The sequence below is a fragment of the Pseudomonas sp. 34 E 7 genome (assembly GCF_900005715.1).
In the GTDB taxonomy this organism is placed as follows: Bacteria; Pseudomonadota; Gammaproteobacteria; order Pseudomonadales; family Pseudomonadaceae; genus Aquipseudomonas; species Aquipseudomonas orientalis_A.
Genome location: NZ_CVTX01000129.1, coordinates 34,108 through 53,261, shown reverse-complemented (window position 1 = coordinate 53,261; position 19,154 = coordinate 34,108). Strand labels below are relative to the sequence as shown.

At 59.9% G+C, this 19,154-nt stretch carries 14 protein-coding genes; 8 read left to right on the top strand and 6 right to left on the bottom strand.

The window, feature by feature from the left end:
- Nucleotides 1–22: 22 nt before the first annotated feature.
- From BFP96_RS11110 to BFP96_RS11095, 4 genes are all read right to left on the bottom strand, one after another.
- Nucleotides 23–670, bottom strand: a complete 648-nt coding sequence (locus BFP96_RS11110; protein WP_065936205.1) for an HAD-IB family hydrolase — start codon at nt 668–670, stop codon at nt 23–25.
- Nucleotides 671–742: 72 nt separating this feature from the next.
- Nucleotides 743–1,456, bottom strand: coding sequence for an HNH endonuclease (locus tag BFP96_RS11105; protein WP_065936204.1), 714 nt, complete (start codon nt 1,454–1,456; stop codon nt 743–745).
- 99 nt (nt 1,457–1,555) lie between these two features.
- A complete protein-coding gene (locus BFP96_RS11100) occupies nt 1,556–2,134 on the bottom strand; it encodes a BRO-N domain-containing protein (RefSeq protein ID WP_065894992.1) in 579 nt (192 codons plus the stop codon).
- Nucleotides 2,135–2,451: 317 nt separating this feature from the next.
- On the bottom strand, nt 2,452–3,702 hold the full coding sequence (locus BFP96_RS11095; RefSeq protein ID WP_065936203.1) for a ribonucleotide-diphosphate reductase subunit beta: 1,251 nt from the start codon (nt 3,700–3,702) through the stop codon (nt 2,452–2,454).
- 501 nt (nt 3,703–4,203) lie between these two features.
- Here BFP96_RS11095 and vapB point away from each other — a divergent pair.
- Nucleotides 4,204–4,437, top strand: coding sequence for a type II toxin-antitoxin system VapB family antitoxin (vapB, locus tag BFP96_RS31230; RefSeq protein ID WP_065936201.1), 234 nt, complete (start codon nt 4,204–4,206; stop codon nt 4,435–4,437).
- Nucleotides 4,438–4,585: 148 nt separating this feature from the next.
- Here vapB and BFP96_RS11085 read toward each other — a convergent pair whose 3' ends face one another.
- Nucleotides 4,586–4,855: a DUF2790 domain-containing protein gene (locus BFP96_RS11085; protein WP_065884417.1), complete on the bottom strand. Its 270-nt coding sequence runs from the start codon at nt 4,853–4,855 to the stop codon at nt 4,586–4,588.
- Nucleotides 4,856–5,255: 400 nt separating this feature from the next.
- On the opposite strand from BFP96_RS11085, the gene acs reads away from it, so the two are divergent.
- From acs to BFP96_RS11050, 7 genes are all read left to right on the top strand, one after another.
- Nucleotides 5,256–7,211, top strand: a complete 1,956-nt coding sequence (acs, locus tag BFP96_RS11080) for an acetate--CoA ligase (RefSeq protein WP_065892695.1) — start codon at nt 5,256–5,258, stop codon at nt 7,209–7,211.
- A 696-nt stretch (nt 7,212–7,907) separates the two neighbouring features.
- Nucleotides 7,908–8,693: an ABC transporter substrate-binding protein gene (locus BFP96_RS11075; RefSeq protein ID WP_065892694.1), complete on the top strand. Its 786-nt coding sequence runs from the start codon at nt 7,908–7,910 to the stop codon at nt 8,691–8,693.
- Between the two features lie 92 nt (nt 8,694–8,785).
- On the top strand, nt 8,786–9,475 hold the full coding sequence (locus BFP96_RS11070; protein ID WP_053257623.1) for an ABC transporter permease: 690 nt from the start codon (nt 8,786–8,788) through the stop codon (nt 9,473–9,475).
- Nucleotides 9,472–10,170: an ABC transporter permease gene (locus BFP96_RS11065; RefSeq protein WP_065892692.1), complete on the top strand. Its 699-nt coding sequence runs from the start codon at nt 9,472–9,474 to the stop codon at nt 10,168–10,170. The genes BFP96_RS11070 and BFP96_RS11065 overlap by 4 nt, the downstream gene beginning before the upstream one ends.
- Nucleotide 10,171: 1 nt before the next feature.
- Nucleotides 10,172–11,284 (top strand): succinylglutamate desuccinylase/aspartoacylase family protein, encoded by a 1,113-nt coding sequence (locus tag BFP96_RS11060; RefSeq protein WP_065936183.1) that lies wholly within the window; start codon nt 10,172–10,174, stop codon nt 11,282–11,284.
- 27 nt (nt 11,285–11,311) lie between these two features.
- Nucleotides 11,312–12,076 (top strand): ABC transporter ATP-binding protein, encoded by a 765-nt coding sequence (locus tag BFP96_RS11055; protein ID WP_065884422.1) that lies wholly within the window; start codon nt 11,312–11,314, stop codon nt 12,074–12,076.
- Nucleotides 12,077–12,220: 144 nt separating this feature from the next.
- Nucleotides 12,221–13,201 carry a GlxA family transcriptional regulator gene (locus BFP96_RS11050; protein ID WP_065884423.1) on the top strand — a complete coding sequence of 327 codons (981 nt, stop codon included), beginning with the start codon at nt 12,221–12,223 and terminating at the stop codon, nt 13,199–13,201.
- 6 nt (nt 13,202–13,207) lie between these two features.
- Here the strand turns inward: BFP96_RS11050 and BFP96_RS11045 are convergent, their stop codons facing one another.
- Complete coding sequence (locus BFP96_RS11045; RefSeq protein WP_065936184.1) at nt 13,208–19,093, bottom strand: leucine-rich repeat domain-containing protein; 5,886 nt, start codon at nt 19,091–19,093, stop codon at nt 13,208–13,210.
- Nucleotides 19,094–19,154 lie beyond the last annotated feature (61 nt).

Genomic DNA, 19,154 nt, shown 5'->3' with positions numbered 1-19,154 from the left:
CGCTGTTCGTCTAGACGCCGCATCACCGCTGCAACCGAGCCCGCCTTTTCTTCTTCGCATGAAAATGCCGAAAATGCGCATCCTGCGCCGCCGCCAGCAACTCCCGATCCCCACGCGTATCGCCCCAGGCCCTGAGCCGATACTCCCCCAGGTCCCCATACACCGCTTCAAGCCGCAGCACCTTGTTCTCACAGCGGCAATTATTCCCCGTGAGCTTACCGGTCAGCACCCCGTCCACCACCTCAAGCTCAGTCCCGATCAAACGGATCCCCAGCCGATCGGCAAATGGCTGCAACACCAACGCCGGCGACGCCGAACACAGCGTCACTACCGCGCCCGAGCCCAACTCCTGCTCCACCGACAACACCCCCGCCGGACGCATCAACCGCGCCCAATTGCGCTGGCAATACTCCTCGGCCTTCTGCTGCACCCACGCCTTCTCCACCCCGGTCATAAAGGAGCGAATCAACTGCGCCTTCAACTCATCCCGGCTGATCTGCCGCACCAAAAAACGCAGCCCCGGCACGGCCAGCTTCACCATCCGGCCATAAAACGCGCCAGTGCCAAAGGCAAACTTGAGGAAGGGCACGAAACTGTCGTGGTGGGTGAGGGTGCCGTCGAAGTCAAAGACGGAGAGTACTTTGGCGTCGATGGGGCCGGCTTCGAGCATGTCTGGGTTCACGGGTTGGCCTCGGTCCTATCTAGTATTTTTTGAATGTGCATCAGGTGTGACAGCAGGAGTCTACTCCCGTGCCAATCTTCCGATTTTGGCGTAAAGCCCTTCGGTGAAAGCCTCCCGATCGCTCGACCGGTGACAACGCTGATGGCAATTGGGGCACAAGGCTACAGCATTGGTGATGCGATCCGAACCCTTCTGGGCGAGGTGCTTGACGTGATGTACTTCAAGAAATGGCAGACCGTCGACCTCGAACGGCGCGTTTGAACCGCAGCCTTCGCAGATGCCGTTGGCTTCTTTCAACACCCAAGCGCGTACTTTCGGGTCGCGAACGAAGGCTGTGCTGAACGTGGATACCTTCTGCGGTTGGGCAATGCCGTCCGGGAGTTTTGAGAAGGTTTGCTGCTGCAGTTTGGACGCGCGGCGGATAAGCGTTTGCTCATCGGCGGTTTGGGCAGCGTCTTCGGATTCGAACACGCCCTGTGCAGTGAGGGCGTGGCGGATGCGTTGCTCTACGCCGGAGCCCACGTTCTTGGCGGGTTTATAGCCCTCAATACGATCCCAACCCATACGGACCAGCACGGTGGAAATGTTTTGCATACGGAATTCGATGGAGCCCTTCGCACGGCCTGCCACCGGGCCTTCGCGTAGAAGCCGGTTCTCGAGGGCTTTGTTGAAAAGTTGGCCGCTCTTTTCCCAGGCCAACATCTTTAGATACGCCTCGACCGCCGCTGCCAGCTCCGCGTCGCTCCAATCCGTTTTGTCTTTCGTAATGTCCATGCAGCCGCCGAGGGTGGAAAACCCTCGGACGATACTGAGTAGCCATTATGGCGTCTACGAAATTTCCTACTTGTCCGTAGGAAACGCCGGGCGAATATGTCAGTAGACTCGCTGACTGATTCGGAGCGATTGTATGAGCTTGCGCCACCACGGCGTGTTCTCGGTCTCTTTCCGGTAGGTTCTATTCACCAGCAAATACGGCATGTCTCGAAGACGAATCCAGCCCTCATCCTGCCAATGCAACAGGTTCAACGACATCTCGGGCCAATCCAGCATGCTCAATAAGGGGCGCTCCATCGTTCGTGCCTGGCGATTGTCTCGCAACGTCGGAACAACTTCGTGAGTCAGCCAGCTACGTAGTAAGCGGTTTCCCGGTATGTAGTGATAGACCAGTAATGCATAGGCGCCGGATTCACTGATCATTAACATTTCTTCCGGCTGACCGTGGAATAGCAGGTTTATGGTTCTTTTTTGATCTTCATCAAGCTTGCGAGTCGTTCGCTGATCCAAGCGCCATCCCATCAAACGACCAAGATCGCGAGCGCAGAACCAAGGTTGGTTTTCCAGCAGAAGAGTATGTAAATGAAGACTGTGACGAGTGAAAACAATGGCGATAAACGGTTCAGCCGCGACTGCTTCTTCAGCGACCGGTAAGTTGGATTGATGTTGTTTGGACATTCCCTATGACCTCTACGTGGTTTCTGAAGGGCCAGAACCCAGCGTAGAGAGTGGGGTTTTAAGAAACTCCAACCGACCAAGCCTCATTGCAGCGTGAATTCCGCATGACTGACATCGAGCGGAATTTTTGCTGTGTGAGTTAGGCTTGCTTCTACGTTGGGCGTTTCTTAGGCACCGGCGGATGAGCCTAGGTAACATCGACATTCGCATCAACCCTTCCATGGATGATCGTCTTGTAGGAGGGGTCCTATTCAAGTCAGCGTGCATAAAAAAGCCCTGAACAAGTCAGGGCTCTTTAGTGTTAATTGGCTTGGAAATCAGTCCCAGCTCAACGCCCCACCCGTCTGATACTCAATCACGCGGGTTTCAAAGAAGTTTTTCTCTTTCTTCAAATCCATAATCTCGCTCATCCACGGGAACGGGTTGGTCGTCCCTGGATACTCTTCTTTAAGACCAATCTGCGACAACCGACGATTAGCAATAAACTTGAGATAGTCCTCCATCATCGCCGCATTCATCCCCAGCACCCCACGCGGCATGGTATCCCGCGCATATTCAATCTCCAGCTGCGTGCCCTGCAGAATCATCTGGGTCGCTTCTTCCTTCATCTCGGCATCCCACAAATGCGGGTTTTCGATTTTGATCTGGTTGATCACATCGATCCCGAAGTTCAGGTGCATCGACTCATCGCGCAGGATGTACTGGAACTGTTCGGCCACGCCGGTCATTTTGTTGCGGCGGCCCATGGACAGGATCTGGGTGAAGCCGCAATAGAAGAAGATGCCTTCCAGCACGCAGTAGTAGGCGACCAGGTTGCGCAGCAGCTCTTTGTCGGTGTCGACGGTGCCGGTTTCGAACTTCGGATCGGAGATCGAGCGGGTGTACTTCAGGCCCCAGGCGGCTTTTTTAGCGACCGATGGGATCTCGTGGTACATGTTGAAGATCTCGCCTTCATCCATGGCCAGCGATTCGATGCAGTACTGGTAGGCGTGGGTGTGGATCGCTTCTTCGAAGGCCTGGCGCAGGATGTACTGGCGGCACTCGGGGTTGGTGATCAGGCGGTACACGGCCAGCACCAGGTTGTTGGCCACCAGGGAGTCGGCGGTGGAGAAGAAGCCGAGGTTGCGCATGACGATGCGACGTTCGTCGTCGGTCAGGCCTTCGGGGTTTTTCCACAGGGCGATGTCGGCGGTCATGTTGACCTCCTGCGGCATCCAGTGGTTGGCGCAGCCGTCGAGGTATTTCTGCCAGGCCCAGTCGTACTTGAAGGGCACGAGTTGGTTGAGGTCGGCGCGGCAGTTGATCATGCGCTTTTCGTCGACGGCGACGCGGGCGGAGGCGCCTTCGAGTTCGGCGAGGCCTTCGGCGACGTCGAGTTTGTCCAGTTCGGCCTTGGCGCGTGCGATGGCGGCGGAGTCATTGGCGGTGACGGCGCGGGCTTCGACGGCGGCAGCAGCGCCGGCTCCGTCGAGGCGGTCCATGTTGGCTTCGGTGGCGTGGCCGGCGTTGGCGCCCTTGGTGGCTACTTCGCCTTCTTCTTCTTTGTCGAATTCGTCCCAGCTCAGCATGACGTGTCGTCTCCTGCGTGAGGGCTCAAAGGTGCCCGTGTGAAACCGGATAGTGGGGTGTTCACACGGCCCTGAGGCCGCGGTGGATCTTAAGGAATCGTTTGTTGCAGCAGCTCGCGCAGGCAAATAAACGGAAATTGCGTAACGGGTACTGCATGAGGCTTGAGGTGCGGAGCGGTAGGTGCAGGCTCCAGCGGAGGCCTCAGGTCTGGCTCTTCATCCCTGTGTAAAGGGATATTGCAGGCCCGATTTACCCGCGCATTATAGGGAAAAAAACGGGTTTGTGTTGTGGCGGATTGTCCCGGTGGGCGGACAAAAAGGTGGATATTTAGGCCAGAGTGAGGGATTACGGGGGGTTGGTGGGTAGGAAGTTTTTGACGGGAGGTGTCGGTATTTTACCGAGGGGGGAAGAGGTGATCAGGTTGTGGGCATTTGCGTTGCTCTGCGACGAGGAGCTCCCTTAAATTGCAGCAGTCAGCTACGTTGGGGAGGCAACTTGTTATGCGCACTGTTTCGATCATTGGGAGTGGAGAGGGTCAGACGATCCATTTGCCAGCGGATATGACTTACGACGGGGTGGATGAGCTGGAAATTCTCAGGGAGGGGGACACAATTATTCTGAGGCCAGTCAGGCCCAGTTGGTTGTCGCTGGTCGATTTGCCTAAGGTGGATGAGGTTTTTTTGCAAGAAAGGAAAGATGTCATTGAGCGTGTGAAGCCCAATTCGGGCGCTTAGAGCGGATTGCAGTGGTGCAGCATCTATCGTCTTCGCGAGCAAGCCCGCTCCCACATTTGATCTGTGGTGCATTCGAGGTGGGTTCTTGGCCGCAAGAACGATTTCCTGCGGCGACCAAGATCCGGGTTAAAGCTAAATAACGAAGTTATTATCCGTTAGAGCAACCATTCCCCATCACATGATAATTAAGAATATGACGCTGACCTTGCGAGTCTTCATATTCCATCTTCACCGGTACTACTTCACACACTTGTGGAATGTCACTCATGGACACTACTTTGGCGACGTCCAGGTGGGTGCTGTAGGTGTAGTCCTCGACAATCGGCGCGTTGCCGCCAGCCAGCTCCGTCGGGGCTTCGTCGGCCAGGGCGGCGGTGGCGCACAGGCTGCTGAGGGCTAATACTACTAAAGCTTTCATTTCTCTACTTACCTTCTTCAGGGCGAAAGGGGTCACGGGGCCCTTGTGAGGCCACGTGTGTCACTTGAAAGTTGGGAAGTTCGGATTAACGTTGCCTTCGTGGGGGCTGTTACGGTGTTAATCACAGTGCCTTGGTTGGCGGAGTTGATTTTAGGCGCCCGAGTTATATTCATATACCCGTGGTTTTGATAAACACTTTTGACGGTTTTTGTAACAATCCCTCGATGGAGGTTTTTTCAGCAGGCCGCCAAGCGCCACAGGACGCGGGCCAGAGCGGGATACCGGCATAGCTGGGCAATTTGTAGGGTCTTGTTACTACCATCGTCGAATGGTTCTATAGGCCTACCCCGGCTACAACAGGGGCCATACAACAACAACTATTGTCACCGAGGTAAGAAAGATGAGTGCGGCTTCCCTGTACCCCGTTCGTCCCGAAGTAGCAGCCAACACGCTGACCGACGAGGCGACCTACAAGGCGATGTACCAGCAGTCGGTGGTCAATCCCGATGGTTTCTGGCGCGAGCAAGCCAAGCGTCTCGACTGGATCAAGCCTTTCACCACGGTGAAGCAGACGTCGTTCGACGATCACCATGTAGACATCAAGTGGTTTGCCGATGGCACCTTGAACGTTTCCTACAACTGCCTGGACCGCCACCTCGCCGAGCGCGGCGACCAGATCGCGATCATCTGGGAGGGCGATGACCCTGCCGAGAGCCGCAACATCACCTACCGCGAACTGCATGAACAAGTCTGCAAGTTCGCCAACGCCCTGCGCGGCCAGGATGTGCACCGCGGCGATGTGGTGACTATCTATATGCCGATGATCCCCGAAGCCGTGGTCGCCATGCTGGCCTGTACCCGCATCGGGGCGATTCACTCGGTGGTGTTCGGTGGTTTCTCGCCGGAAGCCCTGGCCGGTCGCATCATCGACTGTAAGTCGAAGGTCGTTATCACGGCTGACGAAGGCATTCGCGCGGGTAAGAAGATTCCGCTCAAGGCCAACGTCGATGACGCCCTGACCAACCCGGAAACCAGCAGCATCCAGAAGGTCATCGTGTGCAAGCGCACCAATGGCGCGATCAAGTGGAACCAGCATCGCGACATCTGGTACGAAGACCTGATGAAAGTGGCGGGCACCGTGTGTGCGCCCAAGGAGATGGGCGCCGAAGAAGCGCTGTTCATCCTCTACACCTCCGGCTCCACCGGCAAGCCCAAGGGCGTGCAGCACACCACCGGCGGCTATCTGCTGTATGCAGCCCTGACCCATGAGCGCGTGTTCGACTACCGCCCGGGCGAAATCTACTGGTGCACCGCCGACGTCGGCTGGGTCACTGGCCACACTTACATCGTCTACGGCCCGCTGGCTAACGGCGCGACCACGCTGCTGTTCGAAGGTGTGCCGAACTACCCGGATATCACGCGGGTGGCGAAGATCGTCGACAAGCACAAGGTCAACGTCCTCTACACCGCGCCGACCGCGATCCGCGCGATGATGGCGTCGGGCACCGCCGCCTGCGAAGGCGCCGACGGCAGCAGCCTGCGCCTGCTGGGTTCAGTGGGCGAGCCGATCAACCCGGAAGCCTGGGACTGGTACTACAAGAACGTCGGCCAATCCCGTTGCCCGATTGTCGACACCTGGTGGCAGACCGAAACCGGCGGCAACATGATGAGCCCGTTGCCGGGCGCCCATGCGCTCAAGCCGGGTTCGGCCGCGCGTCCGTTCTTTGGTGTGGTACCGGCGTTGGTGGACAACCTGGGCAACCTGATCGAAGGTGCGGCTGAAGGCAACCTGGTGATCCTCGATTCGTGGCCGGGCCAGGCGCGTACGCTGTACGGCGACCATGATCGTTTCGTCGACACCTACTTCAAGACTTTCCGTGGCATGTACTTCACCGGTGACGGTGCGCGACGTGACGAGGACGGTTACTACTGGATCACCGGGCGTGTAGACGACGTGCTCAACGTGTCCGGCCACCGCATGGGCACCGCCGAGATCGAAAGCGCCATGGTCGCCCACCCGAAAGTCGCGGAAGCGGCGGTGGTGGGGGTGCCGCATGACATCAAGGGGCAGGGCATTTATGTCTACGTCACCTTGATCGGCGGCGAAGAGCCCAGCGAGCAATTGCGCCTGGAGTTGAAGAACTGGGTGCGCAAGGAGATCGGCCCGATTGCTTCGCCGGACGTGATCCAGTGGGCGCCGGGCTTGCCGAAGACGCGCTCGGGGAAAATCATGCGGCGCATTCTGCGCAAGATTGCCACGGCTGAATATGACGGGCTGGGGGATATCTCCACCCTGGCCGACCCGGGGGTGGTTGCGCAGTTGATTGAGACGCACAAGACCATGAACGTCGCGTAAGGCGGGGTAGGTGGGACAAAGCCCCATTCGGTGCAGGCCGGGTGGGGCTTTTTTATGGGATCTTGCACACAGTGAAGATCCCTTGTGGGAGGGGGCTTGCCCCCGATGGCAGTGGGTCAGTGGAGCATGTATCGGCTGGCACACCGCTATCGGGGGCAAGCCCCCTCCCACATTTGGATTGCATTTCAAGGCGTGTGCAGAGGGTGGTCTGACAGACCCGCATAACCAACAAGCCAATAAATATCGATTTGCGCAGTAGGATATTTCTGAATGTTACCGTCGAACGCAAATGTGTAACCCTGCGCCCTGGCATGAGGCGAACGGCTACATCCGCGCCCCGAAAAATCGCGTTTCAGACACCCCCGCAAATAAGATTAAACGCCACACTTGCCGTGCCAGAAGGGTTTGCGAATAATAGGCCCGCAATTTGCAGCATTAGCTGGTTTAATATCTTTTGTCTCTGCATAAAATCCAGAGGCTGTCAATGGGCTGGAACCGCTTTCTCGGTGCTTCTGTAAATTGTTGTCGCATTGAGGAAATATCGGCTTTCCGCCTGTCGTTAGAATGCCGATCACTCGCTCGTCGTCGCTGGCACTCTCTGGCGCAGGACGCTGCAACGCTATTCGGTTTCACCTTCGCCGCATCGTGGGCCATGGCTCATACTGCTGTTTTGCCCTATACCGATGGAGTCCCAAGATGAAGAAACTCGTGCTGTTGGGCGCCCTGGCGCTGTCCGTGCTGTCCATGCAGGCTTTCGCCGAAGGCAAGCCACTGAAGATTGGTATTGAAGCCGCTTACCCTCCGTTTGCCTCGAAGGCGCCGGATGGCAGCATCGTCGGTTTTGACTACGACATCGGCAACGCCCTGTGCAAGCAGATGGACGTGAAGTGCACTTGGGTCGAGCAGGAATTCGACGGCCTGATCCCGGCGCTGAAAGTGCGCAAGATCGACGCGATCCTGTCGTCCATGTCCATCACGGAAGACCGCAAGAAGTCTGTCGACTTCACCAACCGCTACTACCTGACGCCGGCGCGCCTGGTGTTGAAGGAAGGCACCACGGTCAGCGACAGCCTGGATGAACTCAAGGGCAAGAAGATTGGTGTGCAGCGCGGTTCGATCCACGATCGTTTCGCCAAGGAAGTGCTGGCTCCCAAAGGCGCCACGGTTGTGCCTTACAGCTCGCAGAACGAAATCTACCTGGACGTGGAAGCCGGTCGCCTCGACGGCACCGTGGCTGACGCCACCCTGTTGCAGGAAGGTTTCCTCGACACCCCCGCCGGCAAAGGCTACGCGTTCACCGGCCCATCGTTCACCGACGTCAAATACTTCGGCGACGGCGTAGGCATCGCGGTACGCAAGGGCGACCAGGAAAACCTGGACCGTATCAACGCCGCTATCGCAGCGATCCGTGCCAACGGCGAGTACAAGAAAATCCAGGACAAGTACTTCAACTTCGACATTTACGGGCCTGAAGCCAAGTAAATCGTCGCAGCTGTCTGTCTGAAATGGCGCAAGCAACAGAACACTCTGAAGTTTGCGCCATTTTTTCATCCCCCTTTTCGAGGACCTGAATCATGTTGAAAGGCTACGGGGCCGTTATCCTCGATGGCGCATGGTTGACGCTTCAGCTCGCCTTGTCGTCCATGGCCCTGGCCATTGTTCTGGGTCTGATCGGGGTCGCGTTACGCCTGTCGCCGGTGCGCTGGTTGGCCTGGCTGGGTGACTTGTACTCCACGGTGATCCGCGGGATCCCCGACCTGGTGCTGATCCTGCTGATTTTCTACGGCGGTCAGGACCTGCTCAACCGCGTCGCGCCGCTGCTCGGCTACGACGACTATATCGACCTGAACCCCCTGGCCGCCGGTATCGGCACCCTGGGTTTCATCTTTGGCGCCTACCTGTCGGAAACCTTCCGCGGCGCCTTCATGGCCATTCCCAAGGGCCAGGCTGAAGCCGGCCTGGCGTATGGCATGAGCAGCTTCCAGGTGTTTTTCCGGGTGATGGTGCCGCAGATGATTCGGCTGGCGATCCCCGGTTTCACCAACAATTGGCTGGTTCTGACCAAGGCGACTGCGCTGATTTCAGTGGTGGGCCTGCAAGACATGATGTTCAAGGCCAAGCAGGCGGCCGACGCCACCCGCGAGCCTTTTACCTTCTTCCTCGCAGTGGCGGCGATGTACCTGGTGATTACCAGCGTGTCGTTGCTGGCCCTGCGCTACCTTGAGAAGCGCTACTCGGTAGGCGTAAGGGCGGCTGATCTATGATCTTCGACTACAACGTCATCTGGGAGGCCATGCCGCTGTACCTCGGCGGCCTGCTGACCACCCTCAAACTGCTCGCCATTGCGCTGTTCTTCGGCCTGCTCGCCGCTTTGCCCCTGGGCCTGATGCGCGTGTCCAAGCAGCCGATCGTCAATGGTGCGGCGTGGCTGTACACCTATGTGATTCGCGGCACGCCGATGCTGGTGCAGCTGTTTTTGATCTACTACGGGCTGGCCCAGTTCGAAGCGGTGCGGGAAAGCTTCTTGTGGCCGCTGCTGTCCAGCGCTACGTTCTGTGCGTGCCTGGCGTTTGCGATCAACACCAGCGCCTACACCGCCGAGATCATCGCCGGCAGCCTCAAGGCCACGCCCAATGGCGAGATCGAAGCGGCCAAGGCCATGGGCATGTCGCGCTACAAGCTGTACCGCCGCATCCTGTTGCCTTCGGCCCTGCGCCGCGCGCTGCCGCAGTACAGCAACGAAGTGATCATGATGCTGCAGACCACCAGCCTGGCCTCCATCGTCACCCTGATCGATATCACCGGTGCCGCGCGCACGGTGAACGCCCAGTATTACCTGCCGTTCGAAGCCTATATCACCGCCGGTGTGTTCTACCTGTGCCTGACATTCATCCTGGTGCGCCTGTTCAAGTTGGCCGAGCGCCGCTGGCTGAGCTACCTGGCTCCACGGAAGCATTGATATGGAACGTATCGATCACCTGTTGCCCTGGGGTCACCTGGGCTGTGAACGCCAGCTGAGCGTGTTTCGTTTCGGCAGTGGCGAGCGCAAGGCGTATATCCAGGCCAGCCTGCATGCCGATGAATTACCCGGCATGCGCGCGGCCTGGGAGCTGAAAAAGCGCCTCAGCGAACTGGAACAGCAAGGCGCGCTTAACGGCGTGATCGAGTTGGTACCGGTGGCCAACCCGATGGGCCTGGGCCAGTTGCTGCAAGGCAGCCATCAGGGCCGTTTCGAGGTGGGCAGCGGCAAGAATTTCAACCGCGATTTCGTTGAGCTGAGCGAGCCGGTCGCCGAGCGGCTGCAAGGCAAGCTGGGCGATGACCCCCATGCCAATGTGCGCATGATTCGCCAGGCCATGAGCGATGTGCTCACGGCCTTGCCCGCGCCGAGCAGCCAGTTGCAAGGCATGCAACGTATCCTGCTCAGCCATGCCTGCACCGCCGACGTGGTGCTCGACCTGCATTGCGACGCCGAGGCCGCGCTGCACATGTACGCACTGCCCCAGCACTGGCCGCAGTGGCGTTCGCTGTCGGCGCATTTGCATGTGAAGGTCGGCCTGCTCGCGGAAGATTCCGGCGGCAGTTCGTTTGATGAAGCCTGTTCGTTGCCCTGGCTGCGTTTGTCGCGCACGTTCCCCGACGCGCAGATTCCACTGGCCTGTCTGGCGACGACGCTGGAGTTGGGGGGCCAGGCTGACACCGGCCGCGATGAAGCGATCTTCCACGCTGAAGGCATCCTGGCGTTTCTGGCCGAGCAAGGCCTGATCAAGGGCGAATGGCCGGCACCGCAACACGAAGCGTGCGAAGGCATGCCGTTCGAAGGCACCGAATTGCTGTTCGCTCCCCACGCCGGGGTGATCAGTTACCTGCGTAAGGCCGGTGACTGGGTCGAGCAGGGCGACCCCATTTTTGAAGTGATTGATCCCCTGGCCGACCGCGTGAGCATTATCTGCGCGGGTACGTCCGGGGTGTTGTTTGCCGTTGAACGGCTGCGTTATGCCCAAGCGGGTTTCTGGCTGGCCAAGGTGGCGGGGCGCGAAGCGCTGCGTCACGGGCGCTTGCTCAACGACTGACCACCTGTTTTTGTGAGAACCGACCGCATGTACAAGCTTGAAGTCCAAGACCTGCATAAACGCTATGGCAGTCATGAAGTGCTCAAGGGCGTGTCCCTGGCCGCCGCAGCTGGTGATGTGATCAGCATCATCGGCTCCAGTGGTTCGGGCAAAAGTACGTTTTTGCGCTGCATCAACCTGCTGGAGCAGCCCCACGCCGGCAAGATCCTGCTCAACAACGAAGAGCTGAAACTGGTCGCGACCAAAGACGGCGCGATGAAGGCCGCCGACCCCAAACAACTGCAGCGCATGCGTTCGCGCTTGTCCATGGTGTTCCAGCATTTCAACCTGTGGTCGCACATGACCGCGATTGAAAACGTGATGGAAGCGCCGGTGCATGTGCTGGGCGTGTCGAAGAAAGAAGCCCGTGAAAAGGCCGAGCACTACCTGGCCAAGGTCGGCGTGGGCCATCGCAAGGATGCGTTCCCCGGCCACATGTCCGGCGGCGAGCAGCAGCGCGTGGCCATTGCCCGTGCCCTGGCGATGGAACCTGAGGTGATGCTGTTCGACGAACCGACGTCGGCGCTCGACCCCGAGTTGGTCGGTGAAGTGCTCAAGGTGATGCAGGACCTGGCCCAGGAAGGCCGCACCATGGTGGTGGTGACCCATGAAATGGGCTTTGCCCGTGAGGTGTCGAACCAGTTGGTGTTTCTGCATAAAGGCATTGTCGAAGAGCGCGGCAACCCGCGCGAAGTGCTGGTGAACCCGCAGTCCGTACGGTTGCAGCAGTTCCTCTCCGGCAGCTTGAAATAGTCCTTTGCTGTTGGAGCTGCTTTATGTAGGAGGGGGCAAGCCCCCTCCCACATTTGATCACCATTGTTTTTGAGATTTGTGTCGGTTTACCGGCTAGCATTGGCCTCTGTCTTCATTACCGTTACTCGCTTCGGATAGCACTCCATGACCGCCCATAAAATTGGTTTCCTGATTTGGCCCAGCACAAAAGCACTCACGCTTGCGCTGGCTGAGGAGGCCTTGCGCGTTGCTCAGCGGGTGCATCCGGAGGTGGTCTACGAGTTATCGTTTCTACAGGCCGAGCCGCAAACCGAAGGGGCCTGGCAGTTGCCCGGCGAGCCGTGGGCCGGCAAGTTGGACGGCTTTCAGAAACTGTTCCTGCTGGCGGACGAGCCGCCCACCGTCATCGCTTCCCAGCTCAGCACTGCGCTCAAGCAACTGGTCCGGGCAGGGTGTGTGATCGGTGGATTATCGGCGGGCGTGTACCCGCTGGCCCAGCTCGGCTTGCTCGACGGCTATCGCGCCGCCGTGCACTGGCGCTGGCAGGACGATTTTGCCGAGCGCTTCCCCAAGGTCATCGCCACCAGTCATCTGTTTGACTGGGACCGTGATCGCCTGACCGCTTGCGGCGGCATGTCGGTGCTCGATCTGCTGCTGGCGGTACTCGCGCGTGACCACGGCGCCGAACTGGCCGGCGCGGTCTCCGAAGAACTGGTGGTAGAGCGCATCCGTGAAGGCGGCGAGCGCCAGCGCATCCCCTTGCAGAACCGCCTGGGTTCCAGTCATCCGAAACTGACCCAGGCTGTTCTATTGATGGAAGCGAATATCGAAGAACCGCTGACCACCGATGAAATCGCCCAGCACGTGTGCGTGTCCCGACGACAACTGGAACGCATCTTCAAGCAATACCTCAACCGCGTCCCCAGTCAGTATTACCTGGAGCTGCGCCTGAACAAGGCCCGCCAGATGCTGATGCAAACCAGCAAGTCGATCATCCAGATCGGCCTGTCGTGCGGCTTTTCCTCGGGGCCGCACTTCTCCAGCGCCTACCGTAACTTCTTCGGCGCTACGCCGCGCGAAGACCGCAACCAGCGCCGCAGCAGCAGCCCGTTTGAATTGTCGTCGGTACCGTCCGAGCGCGGTTGATCGACCTCAGTCTTCGTCGGGGACAGGCCTGGCCACTACCAGGGGTCTGCCTTGATTGTCCACGGTGGCGGCCGCCACCTGGAAGTCCACGCCCGTGCGCTGATAGTACTGACGCAAGCGCAGCAGGCTTTGCGCCGACAGGGGGTTGCCGCTCAAATCGCTGTCGCCATTGAAGGCTGCCGAGGTCTCCAGCAAGTCCGCCGGTATCTCCTGGATGGCGTTGTTGCTCAAGTCCAGCGTTTGCAGTTGATCCAGGCCAAAGACGCCCTGCGGAACTTCGTTCAGTGCCGCGTTGCTCAAGTGCAGCGAGGTCAGTTCACGCAATGAGCTGATGTCAGGGGTAAGGCCCAAGGGGTTGTTGCTCAGATTGACGAACTCAAGTTCGGTGAGGGCGGTCAGCCTGCCACGGGTTTCGGGGGTCAATCGGATCGCGCATTCGGTCATGTCCAGCGTGGAAAGCTTGGGCATGCGCTGGAGCGCCTCGGGCAGGGCGCCCAGGGAGCATTTGCTGAGCCTGAGTGTTTGCAGGTGGGTGAAGCTGCGCAACATCGTGTCGACGCCGGTCGTGGTGCCGTTCCCGTCCAGTTGGAGCAAGGTCACGTGGTCGAAGTTGGCGTTCAATGCTGGTAAATCGCCCATCACCGGAGTGTCGAGTATGACTTGATGGGTGAGCTCATCGTCCAGGCTGTCTTCATCCTCGGGGCTTTCTCGTCGCCAGGCCTGTTCCAGCAGTGTCTTGAAGTTGCGTCGCCTCAGTTGGTCCTGGGCACGGGTTTGTTCGTCAATGGGCACATCCAGGATCGGATGGCGGTCCGGAACGGCCTGCACCCACAGTTGCAGGTCATTGCCTAGTTGTTCGTACTCGGCCGCCAGGTGCGTCAGCGTTGGGTCCACTGCCGCCAAGTCGCCGGGCAGGTGGAAGATGAAACGGTCTGCCTCGGTGTCGAGGAACGAGGGGTATAGCTGCTGCGTGCGCCGGCGTTGGGCCACGGGTGCCTGGGCGGCGAAGCTTTCGCCGGTGCGCTGGCAGTAGCGTTTGATCGACTCCAGGGCCTGGGGTGCCAAGGGGTTTTCCGACAGGTCCAGGCCACTGGTGCTCGAGGCCGGCATGGAAAACAGCGCGTCGGGCAGTTGCTCGATAGCGTTTTTGCTCAAGTTGATCGACTGGCGTGGCGGGTCGCCCAGCAGGCTCTGGGGGACCTGCGTCAATCCGGTGTCCTTGAGTGAAATGCTGCTCAGTCTGGGCAAGTGACTGAAGTCCGGGGTGTTTACCAGTGGATTGTGATCCAGGTTCAGGTATTCGAGGCGGCTCATGCCTTGCAACTTCGCGGCGCTGGCGGGGCTCAGTGCTATCGAGCAGCGTGGCAGTCCCAGTACGGTCAGTGCCGGCAGGTTGAACACCGGTGCCGGCATGTCGCCGAGCGCAACGTTTTCGAGGTGCAGGATGCTCAAGGCCGGGAAGCTGTCGATCAAGGCCGACGATTGCATTGGGCCGCCATTGCCTTTGATGGTCAGTGAGCCAACATGCTTGAAGCGCGCGCTCAGCGTGGGCAACTCGCCCGCCAGTGTTGCGGGGATTTCCAGGGCATGGACGAATTGAGTGTCCTGGGGGATTTCCCTGCGCCAGCTTCGTTCAAGCAAGGCGTTAAGCTGGCTGCGCCGGGTGGCTTCCGGGGGCGGCAGCTGCGGTTGTTGCGCCCAATGGTTGAGTTCTGACTGCAGCGTACCCAATTCCCCCGCCAATCTTGCCAGCTCGCGCTTACCCGCTTCCAGATCGCCCGGGAGACTGTAGATAAGCTGGTTGATCTGGTTGATGTCCAGCGAGGGGTACAGCTGTTGTGCGTCACGCACATCTACCGCTGGCGCATTGGCCTCCCAGTAGGTGCCATGTTGCTGGTAGTAGGCTTTAACGCGCTCGAGCGTGGCCGATGACAGCGGGTTGTCAGACAGGTCGAAGGCAACGCTGGTATGTGAGGGCAGTTCGAACAGCGCCTCAGGTAATTCGCTGATCCGGTTGCCGCTGAGAAAGGCCGCGCTCAGGTCGTTGCGGGTGAGCATGCCGGGAGGGAGGCGATCAATGCCGGTTTCGGACAGGTCCAGGGTGTTCAACTCGTTCATTGCTTCGACGCTGGGCACCCGGCCCAAAGGGTTCTTATGCAGGTCCAGGGTTTGCAGTTGGGTCATTGAGGCGAGCCGGGCCTGGCTGTTGGGCGTCAGGGTGACACCGCAGTCGCTCAGGCTCAGTACGTTCAGGTTGTGCATCTGAAACACGACCGGCGGCACGCTGCCCAAGGGAATACTGTCAACGCTCAGATGGCGCAGGCGGGGAAAGAGGGCCAGAAACCCGGCGGCGCCCTGTGTGTGGTGGCTGCCTGAGAGGGTCAGCATCGAGACGTGATCGAAGTTGGCCGATAGCCGTGGAAGTTCGCCGCGAATGTGATAGTGAAGGTTCAGCCGGTAGCCGTCGCGCGCAGGGTCTTCGAAGTAATCATCAACGGGCAGCTCCCGGCGCCAGCAGCGTTTGAGTTCAGTGGCAATGAGTTCGCGATTGCGTTGCTCGTACTGGCGCTGGCGCAGGCTGAGCAGGGAGCCGTTTGCGGGGTCTTGAAGCGGGATATTGCGTTGCCAGGTACTGAGGTCACGTTCCAGTTGGCGGTATTCGATGCCCAGCGCTTCCAGGCCCGCGAGCGCGCCACCTGTCTGTGAGTGCAAGTGGTTCACCAGCGTGGTCAATGGGTGTTCGCGAAGTTCGGGGTACAGGGCGCGCGCGCGGTCCAGCAGGCTCGGCGGGCCCAGCGGTGCCGGTGCCTGGGCACGGTAGCCGTTGTCGCTGCCTAACAGGCGCAGGGTTTCCGTGACGCTCTGCGGTTTGATATCAGGCGTGAGCAGCACACGCAGTTCATCGCGGGGCAATGAATGTTGCCGCAGGCGCCTCTTGAGTTCGCCGCCCTGGTGAATCCGCAGGTCGAGCTGATCGCGTTGTTGATCGGGCAGTGCACTCAAGATGGCCGAATACAGGTCTGTTTCACTCGAAAGCTCGCCCTGTTCGTCGCAGGGGATGTAGCGCCCTGCTTCAGTGCGCACCAGTGTGCGGTGAATGGGCGCATCAGTCGGGCCGATCTGCAGCCAGGTGGGGCCGGTCGGCGAGTGATGGCGAGCGTCGAGCCGTATCTCGCTCGACCAGCCCGGCAGAAGGCGCAGGCTGTTCAATTCAAGGCGATCGGTGTCGAGGGCGCGCGGTGCGTCCAGATGCTGCCCCTCGTAGGCGCGATTGACCCGGACTTCGCTCACTGCGGTGCGTGCCAGTTCGGCCAGGCGTGGCGGGGTGTTGCCGTCATGCAGGAGCGCAAGCTCGGCGCCGGTCATTTGGTTCACCAGGGTTTGCGCAACGCTTGCGGGCAATTCAGGTGTGGTGCTGAGCAATTGTTGGGTAAGGGGGGCGGTGGAGGCCCGCAGCGGTGCATAGCGCGATTCGAACAACGCGCTGCGCTGACGCTCGGCAATATCGGCCAGGCTATGGCGCAGCAGGCGGCTGCGGTTTTCCAGGCTCAGCTCGGGGTCGCTGGCGCGTTCATCGAATTGGGCGCGAATTTCCTCGGGGCTCAGCCCACGCAAGACGGTTTTGAGCAAGTCGCCGTTTTCCAGCTGGGCTTCGTGTACCTGGATCACCGGCACGTTCCTGTCGCCGAACGCCCAGGCGATCTGGCCCTTGTCATCGATGATGCGCAAGGCTTTGGTACGCGGCCATGGCCCGTGGGTGGTCAGCAACTGCAAGGTGTCTTGAGGGTCGATCTGGTGATGCACCGCCGGGTCGTCGCTGCGCAGCTGCTCGATCAGCCGTTGGAGGCTGCGGTCGATGCGCAGGCGGCTCAAGGTATCGTCCAGCAGGGGCGACAGGCGTTCGCTGTTGACGTGCATCTTGCGCACGGCGTCTTCGGGAACGCCGCTGATGTCCAGGGCCAGTTCCCGGTCCGCCTCGCTCAGTGCCTGGGCACTGTGCCCCAGCCGACGCAACAGCGTAGGTCTGTCCCACGCCAGCGGTTGTTCAAGCTCGGTATGCCAGGCGCCGGCCTGGTTGTGCCGCACCACGGGGCGGTAGGCTTCAGGACGGCTTGGGTGCTTGATGCGATAGAACTCGCTGTCGGCGTCTTTTTCCACGGAGTACAGCTTGCCTTCATGGGGCAAAATCGATTCCCTGCGCACCTCGTGCAGGCCCAACTCATTGATGCCGATGCGCGGCGGCAAGGCGGATGGATATTCGTAGGGCGCCAGGTCCGGTTTCCAGTAGCGTTGGGCGCCGTTGGCCAGGCTCACCGGTTTGAAGCTGTCGATGTACGCGAGGACGGGTTCGGGCAGCACTTTGCGCAACTCGGCCGGGCCAATCTGGCCGCCCACTGCGAAAGCACCCATTTGCACCAGGGATTCCAGCACGCTCATGAGGTGACCGAAAGCCTCCTTGCCCAGGCCTTCGGCCCAGTCGACGATGCCTTCGAACACGTCCTCAAGCAGTTGATAGGCCATGTAGCCCAGCATCAATTCGCCCAGCCCCGGGACGAAGGGGGCCACCACCATCAGTGCGGCATTGAGGATTGAGGCCGCCACATCGACGAAAGAGTCCCACAGCCGCCAGCGCGCCTCACGATCGACGCTGGCGGTGGAGACCGCCAGCGTGCGGGCGTCGTTGAGGATCTTGTCGAGTTTGCGATGGTACAGGTGCAACCAGGGATCGCCCGTGATGGGCTGGGCATCAAACTGTAGCTTGGGGTCGTCGATGGGCGTGCTGCGCCAGGGCGCCTGGCCGCTGCCCTTGACCGGCGGGTGCCAGGTGATCCGTGCCAGATGCTGGCTCAAGCCGGAAAAAAACACCCCGAGTTGAGCGTGGGGCACGAAGCGGCTGAAAAAGGTTTGGTAGTCGAGGTCACGCAGTTGTCGGGTCAGCTCCTGCTTGAACGCCAGGGGTGACGCATATTCCTTGACGGGGTGCTGCGGATCATCGGGAACATACGCCACCAGGCGTTGCGGCGACCGCGGGCTTTCAAGCTCGGGGGCGAACAGTTGAATGCCCGTCAGCGCAATCCCCATCATGCGTAAATCCTGGCAGCGCAGGCGCGCGCCGTCGAGCCTGGGGTCGGGTGTGCCGGCGATCAAGCTTTCGATCACGTCAGCGTAGTCATCGCTGATATCTGCGTTGATCCGGGCCAATTGCAGGGCTGCCCGTAGAGCGGCTTTCTGGCTGGCATCGACCTTCAGGCGCAAGACCGCAGCGGCCACAGGGTTGGACATGCCCAGCGCTTCGTTGAGGTAGCGGGCGTAGCGGGCGCCGATATCCAGGTCACGGCACAGGCTGGTGAACGCCGGAATTGAAAGCACACGCTTGATCTGCGCCAGGGTGTCGAATTGGCCGCTGGCCGAGGGCTTTGTGATAAAGGTCGAGGCCGGTGCGTAGGCGTCGACCAGGGTTTCCTTGTGTTCGAAATTATGCAGGGCGGCGTCCAATAGCGAGACCGTCCAGGTTCGCGCTGCGCCGGAGCGTATCGAAAACCAGGGGATGTGATCGGGGATGTACAGGCGCAGATAGGTCGCCTCGACATCCAGCACCAGGTTGAAGTCGGCTTTGAGTGCCTGTTCGAGTATCGGCGTGGCGAACGCCTTGATGTCCTGCAGGCTTTGCAACCCCAGGTCTACGCTGTTTTGCGCCTCCCAGTGGGCGCCGGTCAGCCGCGCAAGTGCGGCCCGTTGTTCAGCGCTGCCCTGCAACTGCAGCGGCTGGACGGCTTTGAGCGCCTGGCGTTTGCTGGCAGAGGCATTGCCGAGCCAGGGGGGCAGGGTGCCGGTCAACAGTTGATAGTGGCTGTCAGGCAGGCGGGTATCGGAATAGTCGATGTTCGTCATGGAGCGGGTCCGTGCAAGTCATGAAGGCTTGCAGTTAACCAGCCGGTCCCGGGCGGCGAAC

What these genes read in the sequence shown, in the direction of transcription:
- BFP96_RS11110 (WP_065936205.1), bottom strand. Translation starts at nt 670, where the DNA reads ATGCTCGAAGCCGGCCCCATCGACGCCAAAGTACTCTCCGTCTTTGAC.
- BFP96_RS11105 (WP_065936204.1), bottom strand. Translation starts at nt 1,456, where the DNA reads ATGGACATTACGAAAGACAAAACGGATTGGAGCGACGCGGAGCTGGCA.
- BFP96_RS11100 (WP_065894992.1), bottom strand. Translation starts at nt 2,134, where the DNA reads ATGTCCAAACAACATCAATCCAACTTACCGGTCGCTGAAGAAGCAGTC.
- BFP96_RS11095 (WP_065936203.1), bottom strand. Translation starts at nt 3,702, where the DNA reads ATGCTGAGCTGGGACGAATTCGACAAAGAAGAAGAAGGCGAAGTAGCC.
- vapB (WP_065936201.1), top strand. Translation starts at nt 4,204, where the DNA reads ATGCGCACTGTTTCGATCATTGGGAGTGGAGAGGGTCAGACGATCCAT.
- BFP96_RS11085 (WP_065884417.1), bottom strand. Translation starts at nt 4,855, where the DNA reads ATGAAAGCTTTAGTAGTATTAGCCCTCAGCAGCCTGTGCGCCACCGCC.
- acs (WP_065892695.1), top strand. Translation starts at nt 5,256, where the DNA reads ATGAGTGCGGCTTCCCTGTACCCCGTTCGTCCCGAAGTAGCAGCCAAC.
- BFP96_RS11075 (WP_065892694.1), top strand. Translation starts at nt 7,908, where the DNA reads ATGAAGAAACTCGTGCTGTTGGGCGCCCTGGCGCTGTCCGTGCTGTCC.
- BFP96_RS11070 (WP_053257623.1), top strand. Translation starts at nt 8,786, where the DNA reads ATGTTGAAAGGCTACGGGGCCGTTATCCTCGATGGCGCATGGTTGACG.
- BFP96_RS11065 (WP_065892692.1), top strand. Translation starts at nt 9,472, where the DNA reads ATGATCTTCGACTACAACGTCATCTGGGAGGCCATGCCGCTGTACCTC.
- BFP96_RS11060 (WP_065936183.1), top strand. Translation starts at nt 10,172, where the DNA reads ATGGAACGTATCGATCACCTGTTGCCCTGGGGTCACCTGGGCTGTGAA.
- BFP96_RS11055 (WP_065884422.1), top strand. Translation starts at nt 11,312, where the DNA reads ATGTACAAGCTTGAAGTCCAAGACCTGCATAAACGCTATGGCAGTCAT.
- BFP96_RS11050 (WP_065884423.1), top strand. Translation starts at nt 12,221, where the DNA reads ATGACCGCCCATAAAATTGGTTTCCTGATTTGGCCCAGCACAAAAGCA.
- BFP96_RS11045 (WP_065936184.1), bottom strand. Translation starts at nt 19,093, where the DNA reads ATGACGAACATCGACTATTCCGATACCCGCCTGCCTGACAGCCACTAT.